General features: G+C 64.1%; 15 protein-coding genes and 1 tRNA gene. 6 read left to right on the forward strand and 10 right to left on the reverse strand.

From position 1 onward, the window contains the following. The first annotated feature begins 10 nt into the window (after window positions 1-10). Window positions 11-1,396, forward strand: coding sequence for a M20 family metallopeptidase (locus AC1RUR_RS26110; RefSeq protein ID WP_492849304.1), 1,386 nt, complete (start codon window positions 11-13; stop codon window positions 1,394-1,396). A gap of 165 nt (window positions 1,397-1,561) precedes the next feature. Beyond that, a complete protein-coding gene (locus AC1RUR_RS26115; protein ID WP_492849306.1) occupies window positions 1,562-2,986 on the forward strand; it encodes an MmgE/PrpD family protein in 1,425 nt (474 codons plus the stop codon). A 15-nt stretch (window positions 2,987-3,001) separates the two neighbouring features. On the opposite strand, the gene AC1RUR_RS26120 is transcribed toward AC1RUR_RS26115, so the two are convergent. The 3 genes from AC1RUR_RS26120 to AC1RUR_RS26130 form a co-directional block, all read right to left on the reverse strand. Then, complete coding sequence (locus tag AC1RUR_RS26120; RefSeq protein WP_492849388.1) at window positions 3,002-3,133, reverse strand: Arm DNA-binding domain-containing protein; 132 nt, start codon at window positions 3,131-3,133, stop codon at window positions 3,002-3,004. A 161-nt stretch (window positions 3,134-3,294) separates the two neighbouring features. After that, window positions 3,295-4,425: a mandelate racemase/muconate lactonizing enzyme family protein gene (locus AC1RUR_RS26125; protein WP_492849308.1), complete on the reverse strand. Its 1,131-nt coding sequence runs from the start codon at window positions 4,423-4,425 to the stop codon at window positions 3,295-3,297. A gap of 1,016 nt (window positions 4,426-5,441) precedes the next feature. Then, window positions 5,442-5,531 (reverse strand) — tRNA-Ser (locus AC1RUR_RS26130). A 196-nt stretch (window positions 5,532-5,727) separates the two neighbouring features. Here AC1RUR_RS26130 and AC1RUR_RS26135 point away from each other — a divergent pair. After that, on the forward strand, window positions 5,728-6,069 hold the full coding sequence (locus AC1RUR_RS26135) for a hypothetical protein (protein WP_492849310.1): 342 nt from the start codon (window positions 5,728-5,730) through the stop codon (window positions 6,067-6,069). A gap of 46 nt (window positions 6,070-6,115) precedes the next feature. On the opposite strand, the gene AC1RUR_RS26140 is transcribed toward AC1RUR_RS26135, so the two are convergent. From AC1RUR_RS26140 to AC1RUR_RS26150, 3 genes are all read right to left on the reverse strand, one after another. Continuing rightward, complete coding sequence (locus AC1RUR_RS26140; protein WP_492849312.1) at window positions 6,116-7,579, reverse strand: trehalose-6-phosphate synthase; 1,464 nt, start codon at window positions 7,577-7,579, stop codon at window positions 6,116-6,118. 241 nt (window positions 7,580-7,820) lie between these two features. Next, window positions 7,821-8,645, reverse strand: a complete 825-nt coding sequence (gene otsB / locus AC1RUR_RS26145) for a trehalose-phosphatase (protein WP_492849314.1) — start codon at window positions 8,643-8,645, stop codon at window positions 7,821-7,823. Between the two features lie 3 nt (window positions 8,646-8,648). Further along, the gene (locus AC1RUR_RS26150) at window positions 8,649-10,133 is read right to left on the reverse strand and encodes an MFS transporter (RefSeq protein ID WP_492849316.1); all 1,485 of its coding nucleotides are present in this window, start codon (window positions 10,131-10,133) and stop codon (window positions 8,649-8,651) included. Between the two features lie 182 nt (window positions 10,134-10,315). On the opposite strand from AC1RUR_RS26150, the gene AC1RUR_RS26155 reads away from it, so the two are divergent. Beyond that, the gene (locus AC1RUR_RS26155; protein WP_492849318.1) at window positions 10,316-10,672 is read left to right on the forward strand and encodes a DUF3175 domain-containing protein; all 357 of its coding nucleotides are present in this window, start codon (window positions 10,316-10,318) and stop codon (window positions 10,670-10,672) included. 230 nt (window positions 10,673-10,902) lie between these two features. Here AC1RUR_RS26155 and AC1RUR_RS26160 read toward each other — a convergent pair whose 3' ends face one another. Both AC1RUR_RS26160 and AC1RUR_RS26165 read right to left on the reverse strand, forming a co-directional pair. Next, entirely contained in the window at window positions 10,903-12,936 is a 2,034-nt protein-coding gene (locus tag AC1RUR_RS26160; protein ID WP_492849320.1) for a methyl-accepting chemotaxis protein, read from the reverse strand. Between the two features lie 319 nt (window positions 12,937-13,255). Further along, window positions 13,256-15,295: a methyl-accepting chemotaxis protein gene (locus AC1RUR_RS26165; protein ID WP_492849322.1), complete on the reverse strand. Its 2,040-nt coding sequence runs from the start codon at window positions 15,293-15,295 to the stop codon at window positions 13,256-13,258. A 277-nt stretch (window positions 15,296-15,572) separates the two neighbouring features. On the opposite strand from AC1RUR_RS26165, the gene AC1RUR_RS26170 reads away from it, so the two are divergent. Together AC1RUR_RS26170 and AC1RUR_RS26175 are read left to right on the forward strand one after the other, a co-directional pair. Then, the gene (locus AC1RUR_RS26170; protein ID WP_492849324.1) at window positions 15,573-16,739 is read left to right on the forward strand and encodes an FIST N-terminal domain-containing protein; all 1,167 of its coding nucleotides are present in this window, start codon (window positions 15,573-15,575) and stop codon (window positions 16,737-16,739) included. Between the two features lie 5 nt (window positions 16,740-16,744). Beyond that, on the forward strand, window positions 16,745-18,094 hold the full coding sequence (locus AC1RUR_RS26175) for a hybrid sensor histidine kinase/response regulator (RefSeq protein ID WP_492849390.1): 1,350 nt from the start codon (window positions 16,745-16,747) through the stop codon (window positions 18,092-18,094). 193 nt (window positions 18,095-18,287) lie between these two features. Here AC1RUR_RS26175 and AC1RUR_RS26180 read toward each other — a convergent pair whose 3' ends face one another. Both AC1RUR_RS26180 and AC1RUR_RS26185 read right to left on the reverse strand, forming a co-directional pair. Continuing rightward, the gene (locus AC1RUR_RS26180; protein ID WP_492849392.1) at window positions 18,288-18,983 is read right to left on the reverse strand and encodes a response regulator; all 696 of its coding nucleotides are present in this window, start codon (window positions 18,981-18,983) and stop codon (window positions 18,288-18,290) included. Between the two features lie 133 nt (window positions 18,984-19,116). Next, entirely contained in the window at window positions 19,117-19,803 is a 687-nt protein-coding gene (locus AC1RUR_RS26185; protein ID WP_492849326.1) for a response regulator transcription factor, read from the reverse strand. Between the last annotated feature and the right edge of the window lie 84 nt (window positions 19,804-19,887).

The following is a 19,887-nucleotide window of genomic DNA, read 5'->3' on the forward strand; positions in this document are numbered from 1 at the left end:
GGAGATCATCATGACCCGCGTCCGAGCCATCGCGCATGCGCAAGACTATTTCGACTCGGGCGCCTTCAAGAGTGACCTGACACGGCTCGTCGCGATGCCGACCGAGAGCCAGAACCCCGAGCGCGCGCCGGTGCTTGCCGCATACCTCGAGACCGAGATGCGCCCGCTCCTGAAGAAGCTCGGCTTCACCTGCCGGATTCTGACCCATCCCCGCGCCAAGGGGCCGTTCCTCTTCGCCGAGCGCCTGGAGGATCCGAGTCTGCCGACGATCTTCGGCTACGGCCATGGCGACGTCATTCGCGGCCTCGACGAGAGATGGAGCGCGGGATTGTCACCTTGGACTCTGACCGAGCGCGGCGACCGCTGGTATGGCCGCGGCGTCGTCGACAACAAGGGCCAGCACGTCATCAACCTCAATGCGCTGCGCGCCGTGCTGGAGACGCGCGGAAAACTTGGTTTCAACGCCAAATACCTGATCGAGATGGGCGAAGAGTGCGGATCGCCCGGCCTGCGCGAACTCTGCACCGAGCAGAAGGAGCTGTTCAAGTCGGATGTGCTGATCGCGTCGGACGGCCCGCGCCTCAATGCCGAACGCCCGACTGTCTTCCTCGGATCGCGCGGCGGCGTCATCTTCGACCTGACCATCACCGCCCGCGAGGGCGGCCATCATTCCGGCAATTGGGGCGGCATCCTCTCCGATCCCGCGATCCAGCTGGCCCACGCCATCGCCTCGATCGCGTCGTCGACCGGCCGGATCCGCATCCATGAATGGGTGCCGAAGGAACTGCCCGAGCCCGTGCGCAGGGCGCTGGCCGATTGCGAGGTCGATGGCGGGCCTGACGGCCCGACGATCGATCCGGATTGGGGCGAACCCGGTCTGTCGCCGGCCGAACAGGTCTTCGGCTGGTGCTCGTTCGACGTGCTGGCGATGAAGTCGGGCGAGCCGGAAACGCCGGTCAGCGCCGTGCCACCGAGCGCCTGGGCGCGTTGCCAGTTGCGCTTCGTCGTCGGCGTCGACCCGCAGGAGGCGATCCCGGCCCTGCGCCGCCACCTGACGCGCCATGACTTCCCCATGGTCGAGATCGTCGCGCGGAAGGAGATCTTCAACGCCACCCGCCTCGATCCCGAAGACGCCTGGGTACATTGGGCGGTGGCTTCGATCGCCCGATCCACCAACAAGAAACCGGCCCTGCTGCCCAATCTCGGCGGCTCACTGCCCAACGATATCTTCTCGGAGATTCTCGGCCTGCGCACGATCTGGGTGCCGCATTCCTATCCTGGCTGCTCGCAACATGCGCCCGACGAGCATCTGCCAGTTTCTATCGCGCGCGAGGGCCTGACGATGATGGCGGGACTGTACTGGGATTTGGGCGAGGGAACGACGCCGGCGCTCTGAGCCCTCATGGGTTCGGCCGGCGCGGCGGCCTTTCCGGCTGGGCATGGCGGGCCGGGCCCTGGCCGACAGACTCGGGAAGATACATTCATGACAGCTCCCGGCTGTTTCCACGACAAGAGTTGCGGTCCCCAAGTCAGGTAGCCACAGACGATTCAAGGAGAAAACATGAGCGCGAAACAACAGGCCACGAAAACCCTCTCGCATTGGGCGGCCACGGTACCAGCGCGATGGGCACCATCGACGCTCCGGATCGCCGAGCATTCCCTGGAAGACACCATCGCAGCGATGGTGGCGGGCGCAGGAGATCGCGTTTCGGCGTCCGTGCAGCAGGGGCTGGAGTCCGGTGCAGGATCTATTCCCGTCATTGGCAGCACCAAGGGACTGTGCGCGCCATTGAGTGCACTGGCGAATGGAACAGCGGCGCATGCGAGAGAGCTCGACGAAATGTTCTTGGTTGCGGGAGGCCATTTTGGCTGCGCCGTCATTCCGGCGATCCTGGCGCAGGCTTGCGCGATGGACGCCTCGCTGGACCAGGTGCTGGATTCGCTGGTTGTCGGCAGCGAAGTGATGGCCCGGATTGGCGTGGCCATGAACAGGCCGCATTTCGAAAAAGGCTGGCACGGCACGCAAACCATCGGCGTAATCGCCGCAGCCGCAGCGTGCGCAAGGCTCCGGGGCCTGGACACCGACAAGATGACGCACGCGCTGAGCCTGGCGGTTTCGATGGCCGCGGGCCCCAAGGTCCAGTTCGGCACTGACGCCAAGCCGATGCATGCTGGGCTGGCCGCGCAGGGTGGCGTCCTCGCGGCCTCATTGGCGGCGGCGGGAGTAAGAGGCAGTGAAGTGGCGCTGGAAGGCCCGCACGGCTTTGGCGCACTCTATGCCGGCCACACGATGGCTGACTGGTCCACCGTGGCAAACGTCCAGGACGAACCCTTGGCCATCGAGAGCCACGGGCTTTCATTCAAGCTATACCCGAACTGCGCGTCAACGCATCGATGCCTCGATGCGTTGCAATCTCTTGCGGCAGAGCACCGCTTCGATGCTGATGAGGTCGCACGCGTCGAAACGCTGGTAGGGCGGGTCAATATGGTGAACCTCATGCATTCAGAGCCCCGGGATTCGCGGGAAGCCATGTTCTCGATGCAGTACGCCATTGCAACCATGCTTCGCTATGGCACCGTGGGACTCGCCGACTTCACCCCGCAAGCGGTGCGCGATGCGGAAACCCGGCGCCGCATGCAAATCGTCGAGATGCGGCTGGATCCGAGGGCCGAAAGCGGCACGGAAACTGCGAAGAATCTGTTACCGCACACTACGATCGTGACCTTAAAGGACGGCCGGCGCCTGGCGCGATCACTACAGCATGCCAAGGGATCCCTGTTGAACCCGTTTTCCGCATTGGAGCGGCAAGCAAAGTTTGACCAGTGCACGGCCGGCATCGTTCCCGCAGAACGCCTCATGCAGGTTCGCCAGATTCTGTCCGCTCCGCAGGGCATCAAGGTCCGCCGCTTGCTGGAGCTACTCCAGTTCGAGGCTCACGTGGATGACGGAGAACGTTTTCACCGCACCACTGGGCGCACATCCTGAGTCCCATCGGCGTTGTCACGTTAGCGACACTTCCTTGACGGAGCCTAGGCCGAGCCAACGCGGCTTGCCGTCTTTCCAGTACCGGTAGCTCCAGTTCTTCGATGTGGCGCTTGCAACGACGAGGTAGAGACCGTCGCCATCAGATATTTGCCGGGCCGAGTTTCGCGTTCAATGTCGAGAGGCTTGAGCTTGCCGGCCATGTGTTCCCCTCGCGAAATCCCCGGCGATGAACCGATGCAATGTTCGATTCTCTCCGGCGAATTGAGCGGACGCTGCGGTGATCGTGTTCACCTGACCGTCAGAGACCGTTACAGAATCTTCCGCCCATATTTTTTAAGCGCCGCCTCTGACAACGTAACTCCGATACCAGGCTCCTGATTCAATTTGAGCAGTCCGTCAGCCATTTCGGGGGGATTTTCAAACAGCTCGGCCTGAAGCGGGTCCCGATCCGCATCAAATGATTCAAGGATGAGACCGGCGGGCGAGGATGCCACCAGGGGCGCGTGCAGGAAGCAGTCATGGTGAGGCGCGAGATGAACATGATTTAGCTCGCAGAGGGCACCGAGTTTTCTTAGAGCAGTGTATCCGCCTGACATCGTGCTGTCGGCTTGCAAGATCTGGATCGAATGATCCTCGATCAGGTCGCGGCAGCGAAAAACCGTCAATTCGCTTTCACCTGCTGACAACGGGATACTGGTCTGTCTGGCAAGCAGACGGAGTTCGCGGTGATCGTCGGCCCACCGGACCGGCTCCTCAAGCCAACGGATATTCAGAGATTCCAGCGCTCGCGCTCCCTCGATTGCTTCCTTCAAGGACCACGCCCGGTTGACGTCGATCATCAGGTCGAGATCAGCGCCGATGACCTCACGCAATGCCTCCATGCGTTTCATGTCGTCCTTCAGCGGCAAGCCACCGAACTTGGCCTTGAAGGCGCGGTTTCCCTTTGACTTCAGTTCAAGCGCTTCGTCCTTGATCTCGGAAATCGTCTTGCCATCGCGATAGTAGGCGCATGTAACGTAACACCGCACAGTGTCGCGATAGCCGCCGAATAATTTGTAGAGCGGCAGCTTTGCGATTCTTCCGATCGCATCCCAGCAGGCGATATCGACGGCGGAAAGAATTCGAATAAGTGTATCGCGCCCCCAACCCTTTTCGAAGGCGACGCGCTGCGAGGTAAGGCTGAAGAGCTTTTCGTACATCTTTTCGGGTGAAGACGCATCTTCGCCTACGATAAGGTCGCCGATGCCTGACTTGAATGCCTGAACAATCGGCTCTGTCGACGTGAAGCTGGTCGCCAGGCCAAATCCCTCGATCCCGCTTACGGTCCGGATGCGGACCAGCAATTCGTTCGCGCGGGGAACAATGAAATTGCTGACCCAATACGCCGGTCCCTCATTCGGCGCCGTGAGGAGTTGAACGTCGATTTCTGCGATTCTCATGGAGCCTCAGCGCAGTGGCAGTATCCGACAATCGTTGTTAAAGGCGACATTGCCTGTTCACCCTGCCTTTAGTGGCCTCATCCCGAGAGCGGGCGTCGCAGGGAGATAAACGCGAGCGGCACCAATCAACTCCGCTGCAGCGTCCATCGCCCACCGCGCCAACGTGCCGTGACGATCGCCATACGTCGTTCTACTGAAATTCGTAACCGTGCGAAAAATCGGGCGCTTGTCAGCCGCGCGGGAGGCCATTGGCGCACGTCGTCCACGAGGTGACAGTCGACATAGAGCAGACACGTACCGTCCACCTCCTCGCACGACGTGGTCGTTCCAGATCTTGTCATAGAGAGTGCGGGCCAAAGAAGATTTCTCCGTTGAGCGCCGAGCGGATCAAACACGCTGCCGCCAGACTCTCCGTCGTTGTCGTAGCGCCCGCAACAACGTATTGCTGGGGGTAGCCTCAACAAAGCTGAGCCTGACAAGGCTCTCCTCAATGCCGCTTCACTGGCCTTTTCTTAAGTCCATTCCCGATTTGAGCGGCCGCGCCGCTGCGCCTCCGAGACCAACAATGAACTCCCGCCGGCGGCTGCCATTCTTGCAACGATCACTGGGTCAACCAATGCTCAGCTGGCATGCCTGGACGCCGCGACGGCCAGTCAGTCACCATCGCTGGTGAGTTGCCTATTCCGAAAGCCGGCGCCGACAAAAAGCCCGCCGTCATTCTGCGCCATGGTGCGGGCGGTATCGGTGGCGCTGGAGGCTCGATTGACGAGTGATCGAGAGATTTCAACCAACTCGGTGTCGGGACATCCCTGAGGCTGCGACGCCCGGCCCCACTTGTCCGTTTGCTGCGCACATACTGCCCGGCGACCGTTGACGACGGTTCTACCCGCAAATAAGCGTGTCGTACGAGAAGCGAACGAGCCGATCGTTGCTCATTTCGCAACCTGTGCGCCAACCGCTACCGGCAAGCGAACGAAATCGTAGAAAATCGTAGTCCAGCGTGGAAAATCGTGGGCTGGCGGAGAGAGTGGGATTCGAACCCACGGTACGGTTTCCCGCACACACGCTTTCCAAGCGTGCGCCTTAAGCCACTCGGCCATCTCTCCGGAGCGCCCTCTCTTGAAGGGGCGCCGGCGATTTTGCAAGGGATCGCGGGGAAATCGGGTGAATTTTCCGTAAGATATTGTATCTGAAAGGGAATATCTGGCGTCCGCGAAGGCTTGGGAACCGCTCGCGGGCTGAACCAGAGCAGGGTTTGGCGCGACGATTCACTTGAGATCATCCAACACGCGTGGGGACGCCATGACCATCCGCAAGACCATCGCGACGCTCGGCCTGATTTCCGCCCTTGGCTCCGCCTTTGCCGGGCCGGCCCTGGCCCAGGTCTGCACCCGCCAAGGGGTCGACGTCAGCTGCGACGACGGGCGGCGCGGGGTGCTTTCGGGCGATGCGATCATCTGGCCGGACGGGACGCGCTCGAGCGCCTCGCCGCACCCGAGCGTGATCATCGGCAACAAGAGCTCGATTCATGTCGGGCCCGGCGTGTTCGTCGGCCAGGGCAAAGGCATGGTGCCGATGGACGATCCGAATGCACCAAACAAGCGGCAGTGCGCAATTCTGGATGGGGTTTCGTATTGCTATTGAGGCGCGCCCTTCCCTCTCCCGCAAGGGGAGCGGGAGGAGTGTCGCGCTAAATCAGCCTTACGCCTGAGATCGCCGACTTGAGCCAGCGCAGCGCCTGCGGAGGCTGTGCTGCGAGTGGTGCGACGGCGGCCTTCTCGACCCGGCACTTTTCGAGCTCGGCGACGAAATCGGCGGACCATTGCTGGATGGTGTGGCCGCGCAGCTTCTGCATCATCGCGTCCCAGCGCATCTTGCGCTCGGGGAGCGGCATCGCCGCGGCGACCGCGATCGCACGGGCCATGCCGTCGACGTCGTGCGGATTGACCAGCAGCGCCGTGTCGAGCTCGTTGGCCGCGCCTGCAAATTTCGACAGTACCAGCACGCCGGGATCAGCCGGGTTTTGCGCGGCGACATATTCCTTGGCGACGAGATTCATGCCGTCATGCAGCGGCGTCACCACGCCGACCTGCGCGGTACGATAGAGGCCCGCGAGCACGGCCTGGCTGAAGCCCTTGTTGAGATAGCGGATCGGCGTCCAGTCAACTTCGCCGTGGCGGCCGTTGACGTCGGTGACGAGGCGCGCAACTTCGTTCTGGAGATTGCCATAGGCCTCGATCGCGCCGCGCGAGGGATTGGCGATCTGGAGCAGCGAGATGCCGCGCAAGAACTGCGGCTGCTCGGTCCAGAGCCGGTCGAACGCGCTGATGCGGTTGACGAGCCCCTTGGAATAGTCGAGCCGGTCGACGCCGATCGCGAGCCGCTCGCCGTTGAGGCTGCGGCGCAACCGCGACACGTCGGGATGCGAAACAGACTTGGCGGCATACTGCGCAAACTTCTCCGCATCGATGCCGATGGGGAAGACTTCACAGCGCGTGCGGCCGTGCTGCGAGCTGACGACCCCATCCTCGATGGTGAGACCGAGCTCGCCGCCGGCATAGCCGAGGAAGTTCTGACAATCTTCGTCGGTCTGGAAGCCGAGGAGATCGTAGGCCAGCATTGCCGTGATCAGCTCGCTATGATTGGGCACGCCCTGCATCACCGCGGCCACCGGCCACGGCGTGTGCAGGAAGAAACCGATCGGATCGTCGACGCCGAGATCGCGCAGCTCAGCACCGAGCGCGAGGAAATGATAGTCCTGCACCCAGAACGCGGTCTGCGGTTTGCGGAAACGCATGAGGGCGCGCGCCATGAACGCGTTGACTTCGCGATAGCTGACATAGTCGTCGCGCGAGACGCGGATCAGATCGCTGCGCGAATGCAGCGCCGGCCACAGCGCCGAATTGGCGAAACCTTCGTAATAGCCGCCGTAATGCGCCGCCGGCAGATCCAGCGTTGCAATCGCGCCCGATCCAAGCGCCTCGATCTCGGCGAACGGTTCCTTCTGATGGCCGTCACGCACGCGGCCTGAGGACCCCACCCAGATGGCACCCGAATGCTCCACGACGGGAAGCAATGCCGCAGCCAAGCCACCCGTCATGGGCTCGTTGGGTTTGCCGCGCGCGACGCGATTTGAAACGACGACTAAGTTCACAGGTCGTCCCCTCCTGTTCATTCCACCCTGTTTAACTGATGTTCATCAATATGGTTCCTGATCATCGTTTCAACCAATTGAAACCAAAATCGGGCGCGCGCGTTGAAGCTGGTTTCCATTGCGGAACCCGGCAATTTCGCTGCAAAAACAGATTTTGTGGTCCCGTCGCGCCGTATCGACCGCCGCGCACAATGGAACCGTACGAACACGCATTGTGTCTGTGACGTGGTCTGCCTTGCTTTTACCTTCGATCATCGAGCAGGCGCGCGAGGAACGCGCGCACGTCGCTCGGCGCATCGAAGTGACCATTCACGCCCATGGCGCGGCGGCCAACCGAGAAAGCGAGCCCGTTCATGTCGGGCATGATCGCGAACACGGTTTCATCGGTGACGTCGTCGCCGATGAACAGCGGGCGGCGTCCCCTGAACGGCTCGTGCTTCATCAATTCGCGCACGCCGCTCGCCTTGGTGAAGCCGGAATGCTTGATCTCGCAGACGAACTTTCCGGGCAGCACCTCGATCGGCGCGTTGGGCAGATCGGCGCGGATCAGCGAAACGGATTCGTAGATCGCCTTCTCAGCATGCGGCGCGAGGCGGTAGTGCAGCGCGAGCGAATAGCCCTTGTCCTCGAGCAGGATGCCAGGGCTGAGCTTGGCGATCGCCGCGAGCCGCCGCTTCAACTCCTTGTCCAGCGGCGGCGCGTGCACGGCATCCGCTTCATTGTCCACCGACAGCCGCATCTCTGCGCCATGACCTGCGACGGCGCGATGCACGTCCGGCGCGAAGATCAGGTCGATGTCGTTGAGCGAACGGCCGCTGACCAGCGCCAGCGCCCCGGACGTGCGCTCCACCAGCCGGTTGAGCGTCCCCGACAGGCCCGGCGGCACCCACACCTCGCGCGGCGTCGGCATCAGGTCGAGCAGCGTGCCGTCGATGTCGAGCAGGATCGCGGTCTCGTCGAGATGCGGCACGAGGGCATGCGGCACCGGCACCGTTTCGGGCGCGTCGTCGTCAACGGGCATGATGCGCTTCTGGTCCAATGTCATTTCCGCAAGTTCCGATTTCATAGTCTACTCCATAAAGGCCAGCGGCCGCGCGACTTGTTCGAGCGATTTGCGTTCCGCGGATATGGCGTAGCGCCACGCCACGATCGCGGCCGCGATCATGAGGAATGCCCCCAGCAAATAGCCGGCGAACACGCTGGCGCGAGAGCCGGTATCGATCAGCACGCCGAACAGCGCGGGGCCGGCGACGCCGCCGATGCCGGTGCCGACCGCGTAGAACACCGCAATCGCCAGCGCGCGGACCTCCAGAGGGAAAGTCTCGCTGACGGTGAGATAGGCCGCACTCGCGGCCGGCGAAGCAAAGAAGAAGATCACCATCCAGGCGATGGTCTGTCCTTGCGCACTGAGTGCGCCGATCGAGAACAGGTAGCCCGACAGCGCCAGCAGCAGGCCCGACGCGCCATAGGTGAACATGATCATGGTACGCCGTCCGAGCGTATCGAACAGGCGACCGAGCAGCAGCGGGCCGAGGAAGTTGCCGGCGGCGAAGGGGAGCAGGTACCAACCGACATGATCGGCGCTGATGCCGTAGAAGTCGGTCAACACCAGCGCGAAGGTGAAGAAGATGGCGTTGTAGAAGAACGCCTGCGCGCTCATCAGCACGAGGCCCACCAGCGCGCGCTGGCGATAGACCGAGAACAGCGTGTGCACGACCTCCGGGATCGGCGTGTGATCGCGCATCTTCAGCCGGATCCTGGTGAAGCGCCCGTCGCTCGCATCCTGGCCGTGTCCGATCACCGAGCGCTCGATCTCGTCGACGATGGCATGGGCCTGATCGGGCCGCCCGTGGATCATCAGCCAGCGCGGACTTTCCGGGATCCACATCCGCATCAACAGCACGACGAGGCCGATGGCCGCGCCGATGAGATAGGCGAGGCGCCAGCCGAGATCGGGGCCGATCACATGGGGATCGAGCAGCACGATGGCCGCCACCGCGCCCATCGCCGCGCCGATCCAGAAGCTGCCGTTGATGACGAGATCGGTCCAGCCCCGATAGCGCGCCGGCACCAGTTCCTGGATGGTCGAATTGATCGCGGTATATTCGCCGCCGATGCCGGCGCCGGTGAGAAAGCGAAACAGCGCATAGCTCGCGATATCCCACGACAGTGCGGTTGCGGCGGTCGCAGAGAGATAGAGCGCGAGCGTGATGAAGAACAGTTTCTTGCGACCGATGCGGTCGGTCAGCCAGCCGAAGCCGAGCGCGCCGAGCACCGCGCCGGCGAGGTAGGCGGAATTGGCAATGCCGAGATCGAGATTGGAGAAGTGCAGCCTGGGACTCTGTTTCAATGCGCCGGAAAGCGCACCGGCGAGGGTCACCTCGAGCCCGTCGAGAATCCAGGTGATGCCGAGCGCCAGCACGACGCGGGTGTGAAAACCGCTCCACGGCAACGCGTCGAGACGTGAGGGAATGCTGGTCTCGATGATGCGATCGGTCGCGACCGCCGAGACGGCAGGTCCATAATTCAGCGCTGGGCTTTGCTGCAATTCCATCGCGTTGTCGGGTCTGACCAATGGAAGCGACCCCGGTGCACATGATGTGGCCGGGGGCGAACCGATCATCGGGGTGCGGCATTCCGCCTGCCACCTGCGACAACGTCTGCGGCAACGCCAGGTTCCCAGAGGAACAGCCTCCGGCACCGTCCGTTTCCGAAGGAGCCGCAAGGAGTTGACGCATGGCTCATGTCAGAAAGACGACACATTCTCGCAAAACTGCCGGACGCACGAAGACCAGCGTGCGCAAGAGCGCGAAACGTGCGACGCCGAAGCGCTGGTCGCAACGTGTGACGAAGGAAAGCGACGCGCTCGATCTCAAGCGCGGCGTTTTCACGCTCACGGGTCCGAAGAAGATCGCAGCCTCGCTGAAGCGCTCGGCCGAGCACAGTTCGCGCCGCAAGACCGGCGCCTACCGTTCGGCGCTGTCGATGCTGACGTTCTACATCAACCGCGCCGGCAAGACCCTCCCGAAAACCCAGCGCGCGCGTCTGGAGCGCGCGAAGGTGGAGCTGAAGCGGTCGTTCGGGAAGGAGTAAGGCCTCGCGTTCTCTAGTCGGTCGTCGTCCCGGACAAACGGAGCGCGTGGCAGCGCAAAGCGCTGTCAGGTCCGGAGCGCCGATCCAGGGCCCATTACCACAGGGCGTGGTTTGACGAAGATTCGGAGTTGCGAGCTCGCATCACGAGTCCCCCCGGAGGTAATGGGTCCCGGCCTTCGCCGGGACGACAGTGGAGAGGGACGCAACGGCGGAGGATGAGACGGCGAGTCTTACGCCGCCCGGATATTCCCCATGAAGCGATCGAGCTCGGCGCGGAGACGGGTGCTTTCGGATGACAGCGTCTTGGCCGAGTTCAGCACCTCCTCCGAGGCCGAGCCGGTCTCGGCGGCGCCGCGGTTGACCTCGCCGATGTCGGTGGCGGCGGTCTGGGTGCCCTGGGCCACCGTCTGGACGCTGCGCGCGATCTCCTGGGTCGCGGCGCCCTGCTGCTCGACGGCGCTGGCGATCGAGGTCGAGATCGACGAGATCTGGCCGATGGTGGCCCCGATCTCCTTGATCGCGGCAACCGATTCGGCGGTGGCGCCCTGCATGCCCGTGATGTGCGAGGAGATCTCGTCGGTGGCCTTGGCGGTCTGGCTGGCCAGCGACTTCACTTCGCTGGCGACCACGGCAAAGCCGCGGCCGGCTTCACCGGCGCGTGCCGCCTCGATGGTCGCGTTGAGAGCGAGAAGGTTGGTCTGCTCGGCGATCGCGGTGATCAGCTTGACGACCTCGCCGATCTGCTGGGCGGCATGCGAGAGCTTGCCGATGCGGCTGTCGGTCTCCTTGGCCTGCACCACGGCGGCCTCCGCGATGCGGCTGGAATCGCGGACCTGGCGGCCGATTTCCTCGACCGAGGCCGAGAGCTCTTCCGTCGCGGTGGCGACCGACTGCATGTTGGATGAGGCCTGCTCGGAGACGCCGGCGACCTGGCTCGACAGGCTCTGCGTGGTCTCGGCGGTCCGGGTCAGCGTGGACGCGGCCGATTCGAGCTGCACGGCCGAGGCCGAGACGTTGGAGACGATGGCGCCGACGGCGCTCTCGAAATCGTCGGCGAAGCGGATCAGCTCGGAGCGGCGTGCGGTGGCCAGTTCCTTGTTCTGAGCTTCGCTGGCGGCGGCATCGCGCTCGGCCTTGGCGACGGCCTGAACCTTGAATTCCTCGACCGCGCCGGCCATCTCGCCGATCTCGTCCTTGCGGCCGAGACCCGGCAGCACGACGTCGAAATTGCCCGAGGCGAGCTCGCGCATCGCCTTGCACATCGCGATCATCGGACGCGAGATGCCGTTGCCGAGCATCAGGGCCAGCACGGCGCCGACGGCAAGGCCGCCCAGCGCCATCATCAGCATCAGCTGTTCGGTTTCGCCGATGGTGGCATTGGCGCTGGCTTCGATGCGCTGCTGATCGGCGGTCAGATCCGAGCGCAGCTCGCCCGAGAGCTTGAGAATGGTGGCGGCCGTCTTGGTCATCTCGCCGTTCGACTTGACGATGACTTTCACGTTCTCGGTCAGCTTGGCAAAGGAGGTGCGGTACTGCTTCAGCAGGTTACCGATCTCGGTGACGCGGTCGGTGATCTTCTGGTCGTTGGCATAGATCGAGACCAGCAGGGTCTCCAGGAACTTGATGCGGGCGATTACGCCATCGGCAGCCTTTGGCTCGGGCTTGGCCACGAAAGCGCTGACCGAGGTGGAGACCGCCAGATATTGCGAAGTGATGTCCTTGGCCGTGGTCTGGACCGAGGCGAGCCCGGCGAGCGCCGCTGTATCGGCGAGGTCGTCGAACTTGAAGCGGATCTTGTTGCCGACACTGTTGAGCTCATCGGCGGCGATCTTGTTGTTCTCGCGCGTCAGGATGATGATCTCGCTGAACACCTTGGTGAAGCGCTGGAATTCGGCCTCGAGCTTGCCGACCTGCTCGCGGCGCGCAGCGCCGGTCGTGGCCGCCATGGACTTGGCGATTGCGCCCTTCAGATTCTCCTCGGCCGCCTTGGCCGCGGTCTCGTCATCCACTGCGCCGGTCAGGGTGTAGGCTCGCGCCAGCCCCTGGTAGGCGATCAGCTCGCGGTCGACCGTCCGCGCGAGATCCGCTTCGGCGACACTGGAGCGGTAGGACGCCACGGCGCCTGCGATCCGCTCGAACCCGAAATAGGCGAAAGCCATGCTGACGGCGAGGATGGCTAGCACCGCCACGAAGCCGAGGATGATTTTTGCGCGAAAGCGCAAAGTTGGCAGTTTCGATGTGTTCGGCTTGGACTTGACGGACATTCCCCCACCCCATTCCATTCGCGGAAAACCAGGCGCAGCCCGGAAGCAGCCCGCTTCCTGACTCGTATGCACGGTAATTGGCAAAGGATAAGCCGCGGTAAATTTGTGGCATCGCAACTTGCGGTTCGGTGACGCGGGAGGTCTGCCCGCTCCGCCGTCGTCCCGGCGAAGGCCGGGACCCATAACCACAGGATTGGGTTTGGCGATAGATCGGAGTTACCAGCCTGGCGTTGCAACTTCTCCCTGGGGGTATGGATCCCGGCCTTCGCCGGGACGACAGTGGAGAGGGACGCAACGGCGGAAGATGAGACGGCGAGCCTTACGCCGCCCGGATATTCCCCATGAAGCGATCGAGCTCGGCACGGAGACGGGTGCTTTCGCTCGACAGCGTCTTGGCCGAATTCAACACCTCTTCCGATGCCGAGCCGGTCTCGGCGGCGCCGCGGTTGACCTCGCCGATGTCGGTGGCGGCGGTCTGGGTGCCCTGGGCCACCGTCTGGACGCTGCGCGCGATCTCCTGGGTCGCGGCGCCCTGCTGCTCGACGGCGCTGGCGATCGAGGTCGAGATCGACGAGATCTGGCCGATGGTGGCCCCGATCTCCTTGATCGCGGCAACCGATTCGGCGGTGGCGCCCTGCATGCCCGTGATGTGCGAGGAGATCTCGTCGGTGGCCTTGGCGGTCTGGCTGGCCAGCGACTTCACTTCGCTGGCGACCACGGCAAAGCCGCGGCCGGCTTCACCGGCGCGTGCCGCCTCGATGGTCGCGTTGAGAGCGAGAAGGTTGGTCTGCTCGGCGATCGCGGTGATCAGCTTGACGACCTCGCCGATCTGCTGGGCGGCATGCGAGAGCTTGCCGATGCGGCTGTCGGTCTCCTTGGCCTGCACCACGGCGGCCTCCGCGATGCGGCTGGAATCGCGGACCTGGCGGCCGATTTCCTCGACCGAGGCCGAGAGCTCTTCCGTCGCGGTGGCGACCGACTGCATGTTGGATGAGGCCTGCTCGGAGACGCCGGCGACCTGGCTCGACAGGCTCTGCGTGGTCTCGGCGGTCCGGGTCAGCGTGGACGCGGCCGATTCGAGCTGCACGGCCGAGGCCGAGACGTTGGAGACGATGGCGCCGACGGCGCTCTCGAAATCGTCGGCGAAGCGGATCAGCTCGGAGCGGCGTGCGGTGGCCAGTTCCTTGTTCTGAGCTTCGCTGGCGGCGGCATCGCGCTCGGCCTTGGCGACGGCCTGAACCTTGAATTCCTCGACCGCGCCGGCCATCTCGCCGATCTCGTCCTTGCGGCCGAGACCCGGCAGCACGACGTCGAAATTGCCCGAGGCGAGCTCGCGCATCGCCTTGCACATCGCGATCATCGGACGCGAGATGCCGGTGCCGAGCAGGAAGGCGAGGACCGCGCCGAGCAGCGTGCCGCCGACGGCGAGCATGAGGACCAGTTGCTCGGTCTGCCCGATGGTCGCTTCCGATTCGGAATCCAGCCGCTGCTGTTCGGCGACGAGGTCCGCCTTCATGGCGGTGGCACCTTGCAGGATTGCACCGGCCGAGCCGGTCATCTCGGTCACGAGCTCATCGACCATCTTGGCGTTGGCGATCAACTTCTCCAACGCCTCGCGATAGGCCGCGAGCAGCGCCTTGGCATCCTTCAGGCCGGCGACGATCTTGTCGTCCATGGAATAGACCGCGCCCAGCGAGTTCTCGACGAATTTCAATCGCGCCAGCGCGCTTGCCGCGACCGCCTGGTCGGAGTTGAGGATGAAATTGCTCGCGGCGGCGCTCGCGGTCTGGAACTGGGTGTTGACCTGCTTGGTGCCGAACTCGATCGCCTGCGCCTCGGAGTCGGAGGCGTTGTTGCCGATGTCGTCGAGCTTGTACTTGAGGAGGTTGGCGTTGCGCTGAAGCTGGTTCTGGACCAGGAGCGCGCTGTCGCGCTTGGCTTGCAGGATCTTGGCAAACGTCGCGGAGAAGTTGGCGAACTCCTTGGCGAGCTTGTTGAGGCTCTCCTGCCGCGCCGGCCGCTTGGCACCCTTGACCGCCTGGTCGATGGCGTTCTTCAGGCTGGCCTCGGCATCCAGCGCCACCTTGGCATCGTCTTCCTTGCCGGTGACGACGAAGTAGCGGGCGGCCGAACGATAGGCGAGCAGCTCGCGGTCGATGTTGCGGGCGAGGTCGGCCTCCGAAACGCTGGTGCGGTAGGACCCGACGCCCGACGACACCCGCTCGAAGCCGAAATAGGCGAAAGCCATGCTGCCGGCGGAGATCACCAGCACTGCGGCAAAGCCCAGAATGATCTTGGCGCGGAACCTGAGGGTCGGAATTATGGTGCGCTTAGACGGCGACGCGATACGCCCGGACATTCCCACCCCCACCCTATGTTCTTGCAACGATCAGGCGGTCCGGAAGCAGCCCCTTCCGAACCCGTGCGGAAAATTAAGGCAGAAACGTCAAGGGGTGGTAAATCCATCCGGCCTGCACCCCGGGTGGAGAGAGTTTCTGCGCCTTTGGGCGCGCCCTCCCGGGCCGAGCGGCGCCGTGTTGCGGCTAACCGGAAAACGCCTTATTCCTTGTATACTTGTCAGGCACTTATCAGGCACTTGGCGTCAGACCAGGCTGGTCCTCGAGGGGAGAAACGGAGTGGGGCAAACCGATTTTCGGTTTGGCGGTGCGTCTGGCGTTGCCGTTGCCAAATCGAAGGCTGCGGGCGTCGATGAAGCCGTGGCCGAGCTCGCCGCCCAGCTCCCGTCCGACGAGCTGGCGCTGATTCTGGTCTTCCTCTCGCCCAGCTACGACCCCCATCACTTCATCGCCGAGATCACCCGGCAATTCGACGACACGCAGGTCTGCGGTTGCACGACCGCGGGCGAACTTGCTCCCGACGGCTGGGATGAGAACAGCGTCGTGGCGCTGGCGTTCAGCCGTGCCGACTTTTCGGCGGTGGTACGGCCCATTCTCAACCTCGACAGCTTTCGCGTCGAGGACGGCCGCAGGATCGGCGGCGAGCTCCGGCACGAGCTGTTGCGGGTCACCCCGCAAGTCGATCGCGGCAATCCCTTCGGCCTGGTGTTGATCGACGGCCTGTGCCGCCGCGAAGAAGCGGTGATGTCCGCGATCTATGCCTCGCTCGACGACATTCCCGTCGTCGGCGGGTCCGCAGGCGACGGGATGCGCTTCGAGAAGACCTGGGTGTTCTGCAACGGCAAGGCACACAGCAATGCCGCCCTCCTGATCCTGTTGAACACCTCGCTGCCGTTCCGGGTTTTCAAGTGCGACAATTTCGAGCCGAGCCCGCAGAAGATGGTGGTCACCGAAGCCGACATCGAAAATCGGACGGTCAGGGAGCTGAACGCGGAGCCGGCGGCCCAGGAATATTCGCGCGTGGTCGGGATCCTCGACGCCAAGCTCGACCCGTTCTCCTTCGCGTCCCACCCGGTGCTGGTGCGCGTCGGCGGCGCCTATTACGCGCGGTCGATCCAGCGCGTCGAGCCGGACGGCTCGCTGCATTTCTTCTGCGCCATCGACGAGGGCATGGTGCTGACAGCGGCGACCTCGCGCAGCCTGGTCGGCTCGACGTGCGACACCTTCGCCGAAATCCGCGACCAGATCGGAGAGGTCTCGCTCTATATCGGCTTCGAGTGCCTGCTCCGCCGGCTCGACGCCGAGCAGCATCAGCTCGCCCGCGACATGTCCGAACTGTACCGGCAGAACCGGGTCGTCGGCTTTCACACCTATGGCGAACAGTTCGGCTCCATGCATGTGAACCAGACCTTCACGGGCGTCGCGATCGGAAGGCGCCCGTCGTGACGGACATGTGGCAGGGCCCCGATGCGATCGACCAGCTGCGGCGCGAGGCGGCGAAGCTGAAGAAGATCAATGCCGCGCTGATGTCGCGTGTCGAACGCTCGATGGACCAGCAGCTCAACGCTTTTTCCTTGTTCGAAACCGCCATTGCGCTCGACCACAAGGTTCGCGACCGGACGCACCAGCTGCGCGAGGCGCTGCATTCGGTCGAGCGCGCCAATGAGGGGCTCTACCGCGCCAAGCAGCAGGCCGAAGCCGCCAGCTCGCTGAAATCGTCGGTGCTGATCTCGGTCACCCACGATTTGTTGCAGCCGCTGAACGCCGCGCGCCTGACCCTGTCGGCGCTGACCGAGATGATGGAATCGCAGGAGGCGGGCCTGCTGATCGACCAGGCCGACCGCTCGCTGCTGATGCTGGAGGACCTGCTGCGCTCGCTGCTGGAGATCGCAAAGCTCGACGCCGGCGCGCTCAAGCCCGACGTGCACGCGATCGCGCTGGCGCCCCTGTTCGAACAGCTCCGCAACGAATTCGAGCCGGTGGCGGCGCGGCAGGGTCTTTCACTGCGCATCCGCACCTCGCCGCTCGCGGTGCGATCGGATGCGATGATGCTGCGGCGGATCCTGCAGAACCTGCTCGCCAATGCGATCCGCTACACCCGCCGCGGCGGCGTCGTGATGGGATGCCGGCTGAGGGGCGACCACATCTGCATCCAGGTCTCCGACACCGGACCCGGCATTGCGCAGGGGCAGCAGGAGGCCATCTTCCGCGAATTCCAGCGCGGCGAGGCAATCGCGACCGGCCAGGCCGGCTTCGGGCTCGGCCTCTCCATCGTCCGCCGTTTCGCAACCGTGCTCGGGCACGAGGTGCGGCTGTCGTCGCAGGTCGGCAGGGGATCGACCTTCATCCTGGAGCTGGAGCCGGCCGATCTCGTGGAGGTCAGCGACGAGGTGCACGAGGTCAAGCTCACCGAGCGGCACTATAGCGGGCTCGAAGGCGCCAAGATCCTGCTGATCGAGAACGACCCGAACGGCTCGGAGGCGATGGCCGCGCTGCTGGAAGGATGGGGCTGCGATGTCGCGACCACGCGCTCGGCCGCGGATGCGCTGCTGCGCCTCAGCGAGCTCGGCGGCGCCCCCGATGCCGTGATCGCCGATCTCCACCTCGATCACGGCGAGAGCGGCCTGTCGGCCATCGCCGACGTCCGCCAGCATCTGAAGCTCGACACGCCGGCCATGATCATCACGGCCGACTACTCCGAAAAGGCCGCGAAGGAAGCGAGCCTTCACGGCCTCGAAGTGCTGAAGAAGCCGATCAAGCCCGCCGAGATGCGGGCGCTGCTGTCGTTCCTGCTGAGCTAGCCCGCGCGGGAGGTCTTCGCCGCGTCCCGCTCACGGCGGGGCGAGCGCGCAGGGGCTCGCAACAAAAATGGCGAAAACAACCCCATGCACAGTACCGGTAATATCTTACGCTTCACTAAGGAATTGATTTCATAGACTTTAAGTCAGCAACGATCCGCCCGCAATCTGGAGGGCAAAACAGAAGCAAATCGCCTCACTGCTGGTCCGGCTGGGCCCGCTCGCGCCGGGCCGCGGAGCCCTCCGCTGCCAGCGTCGCGAAGTCGATCCTGGACATTTCGACGATCGCCTTGGTGCGGCTGATCACGTTGAGCTTGCGCAGGATGTCGGAGACGTGGACCTTCACGGTGGTCTCCGAGATCTTCAGTTCATAGGCGATCTGCTTGTTTTGCAGCCCGCGCTTGAGCATCTCGAGCACGCGCAATTGCTGCGGCGTCAGCTCGTGCAGGCGCTTCAGGAGATCCTGCGCGGGGCCGGACGCGCGTTGCGGGCGGACCAGCCCGCGATAGGCGGCGGGAACGCAGACCGCGCCGCGCAGCACCTCGCCGATCGACTGCGCCAGATCCTGCTTGGACGACGATTTGAGAATGTAGCCGGACACGCCGAGCGACAACGCGGCGGACATGATCTGCCGGTCCTGATGCCCGGATACGATGACGACGGGAATCCTGGGAAATGCCTTGCGGATGCGGATGATGCCCGAAAGACCCGTGGTGCCCGGCATCGACAGATCGAGCAGGATCAGGTCGAGCCCGGCGCTCGCCGCGACCTGCTCCAGCGCACCATCGATCGATGTCGCCTGAAGAATATCGGCCGTGGGCGCCACCATCTGAAGCGCGCCTTCGAGCGCCTCGCGAAACAGCGGGTGGTCCTCGACGATCAGAAATCGCATCACGTATGAGCCATTCTGAAGACCTTGCTGAAGACCTTGCCCAAGATGCCGCCGGGTCCGGCGTCGCATTGAAGACGTCGAGAATGGCTCAGCGGGGCCATGCCGGCTTGATCCAGGTCAAGGACGACACGCATCATTGCGGCCTGCCGCGATCGACCCGCGCATAAGGCCGGCTGCGCGGATCGGGCAGGTCCATCTCGCCGATCTCGATGATCGCCTTGTTGCGGCTGAACAGGCCGAGCTTGCGCAGGATCTCGGTGATATGCGCCTTCACCGTGGATTCGGCGAGCTGGAGCTCCTGGGCGATCTGCCGGTTCGGATAGCCGCGACGCAAGAGGTCGAGCACGCGAAGCTGCTGCGGCGTGAGCTCGCGCAGCTTGACCTTGAGCGCCTTGCTGGCATCGGCCCGCCGCCGCTGCGGCGTCGCCACGAAATCCTTCGGCACCGACACCGATCCGCTCAGCACGCCCTCGATCGATTGCGCCAGCTCACGCTTCGACGTCGACTTGGGCAGATAGCCGGCGGCGCCCAGTGCCAGCGCCTCGCGGACGACGTGCTGGTCCTCCTCGCTCGACACGATGGCGACGGGCAGGCGCGGATAGGCCTCGCGCAAGCGCAGAAAGCCGGAGAAGCCGGTCGCATCCGGCAGCGACAGATCGAGCAGCGCGAGGTCGATGCCCGGCCCGGCCGACAGGATATGCAGGGCATCCCCGATCGACATCGCTTCGAAGATCCGCGCCTCCGGCAGGGCCAGCCGCACCGCATTGCCGAGCGCCTCGCGAAACAGCGGATGATCGTCGATGATCAGGAAGCTGGTCATGGCGCCTTCCCAACACTGCACTGCGCGCGCATCTGCCGCGACAGCGGAAACGGCACATCCATGCGATAGCCGCCCGGCGCCGGA

The organism is Bradyrhizobium sp. GW821-FHT12B03, assembly GCF_058807535.1.

Excerpts from the sequence above, each read along its gene's own strand:
- AC1RUR_RS26175 (WP_492849390.1), top strand. The coding sequence starts at position 16,745 with ATGTGGCAGGGCCCCGATGCGATCGACCAGCTGCGGCGCGAGGCGGCG.
- AC1RUR_RS26110 (WP_492849304.1), top strand. The coding sequence starts at position 11 with ATGACCCGCGTCCGAGCCATCGCGCATGCGCAAGACTATTTCGACTCG.
- AC1RUR_RS26185 (WP_492849326.1), bottom strand. The coding sequence starts at position 19,803 with ATGACCAGCTTCCTGATCATCGACGATCATCCGCTGTTTCGCGAGGCG.
- AC1RUR_RS26135 (WP_492849310.1), top strand. The coding sequence starts at position 5,728 with ATGACCATCCGCAAGACCATCGCGACGCTCGGCCTGATTTCCGCCCTT.
- AC1RUR_RS26115 (WP_492849306.1), top strand. The coding sequence starts at position 1,562 with ATGAGCGCGAAACAACAGGCCACGAAAACCCTCTCGCATTGGGCGGCC.
- AC1RUR_RS26155 (WP_492849318.1), top strand. The coding sequence starts at position 10,316 with ATGGCTCATGTCAGAAAGACGACACATTCTCGCAAAACTGCCGGACGC.
- AC1RUR_RS26180 (WP_492849392.1), bottom strand. The coding sequence starts at position 18,983 with ATGCGATTTCTGATCGTCGAGGACCACCCGCTGTTTCGCGAGGCGCTC.
- AC1RUR_RS26165 (WP_492849322.1), bottom strand. The coding sequence starts at position 15,295 with ATGTCCGGGCGTATCGCGTCGCCGTCTAAGCGCACCATAATTCCGACC.
- otsB (WP_492849314.1), bottom strand. The coding sequence starts at position 8,645 with ATGAAATCGGAACTTGCGGAAATGACATTGGACCAGAAGCGCATCATG.
- AC1RUR_RS26150 (WP_492849316.1), bottom strand. The coding sequence starts at position 10,133 with ATGGAATTGCAGCAAAGCCCAGCGCTGAATTATGGACCTGCCGTCTCG.
- AC1RUR_RS26160 (WP_492849320.1), bottom strand. The coding sequence starts at position 12,936 with ATGTCCGTCAAGTCCAAGCCGAACACATCGAAACTGCCAACTTTGCGC.
- AC1RUR_RS26125 (WP_492849308.1), bottom strand. The coding sequence starts at position 4,425 with ATGAGAATCGCAGAAATCGACGTTCAACTCCTCACGGCGCCGAATGAG.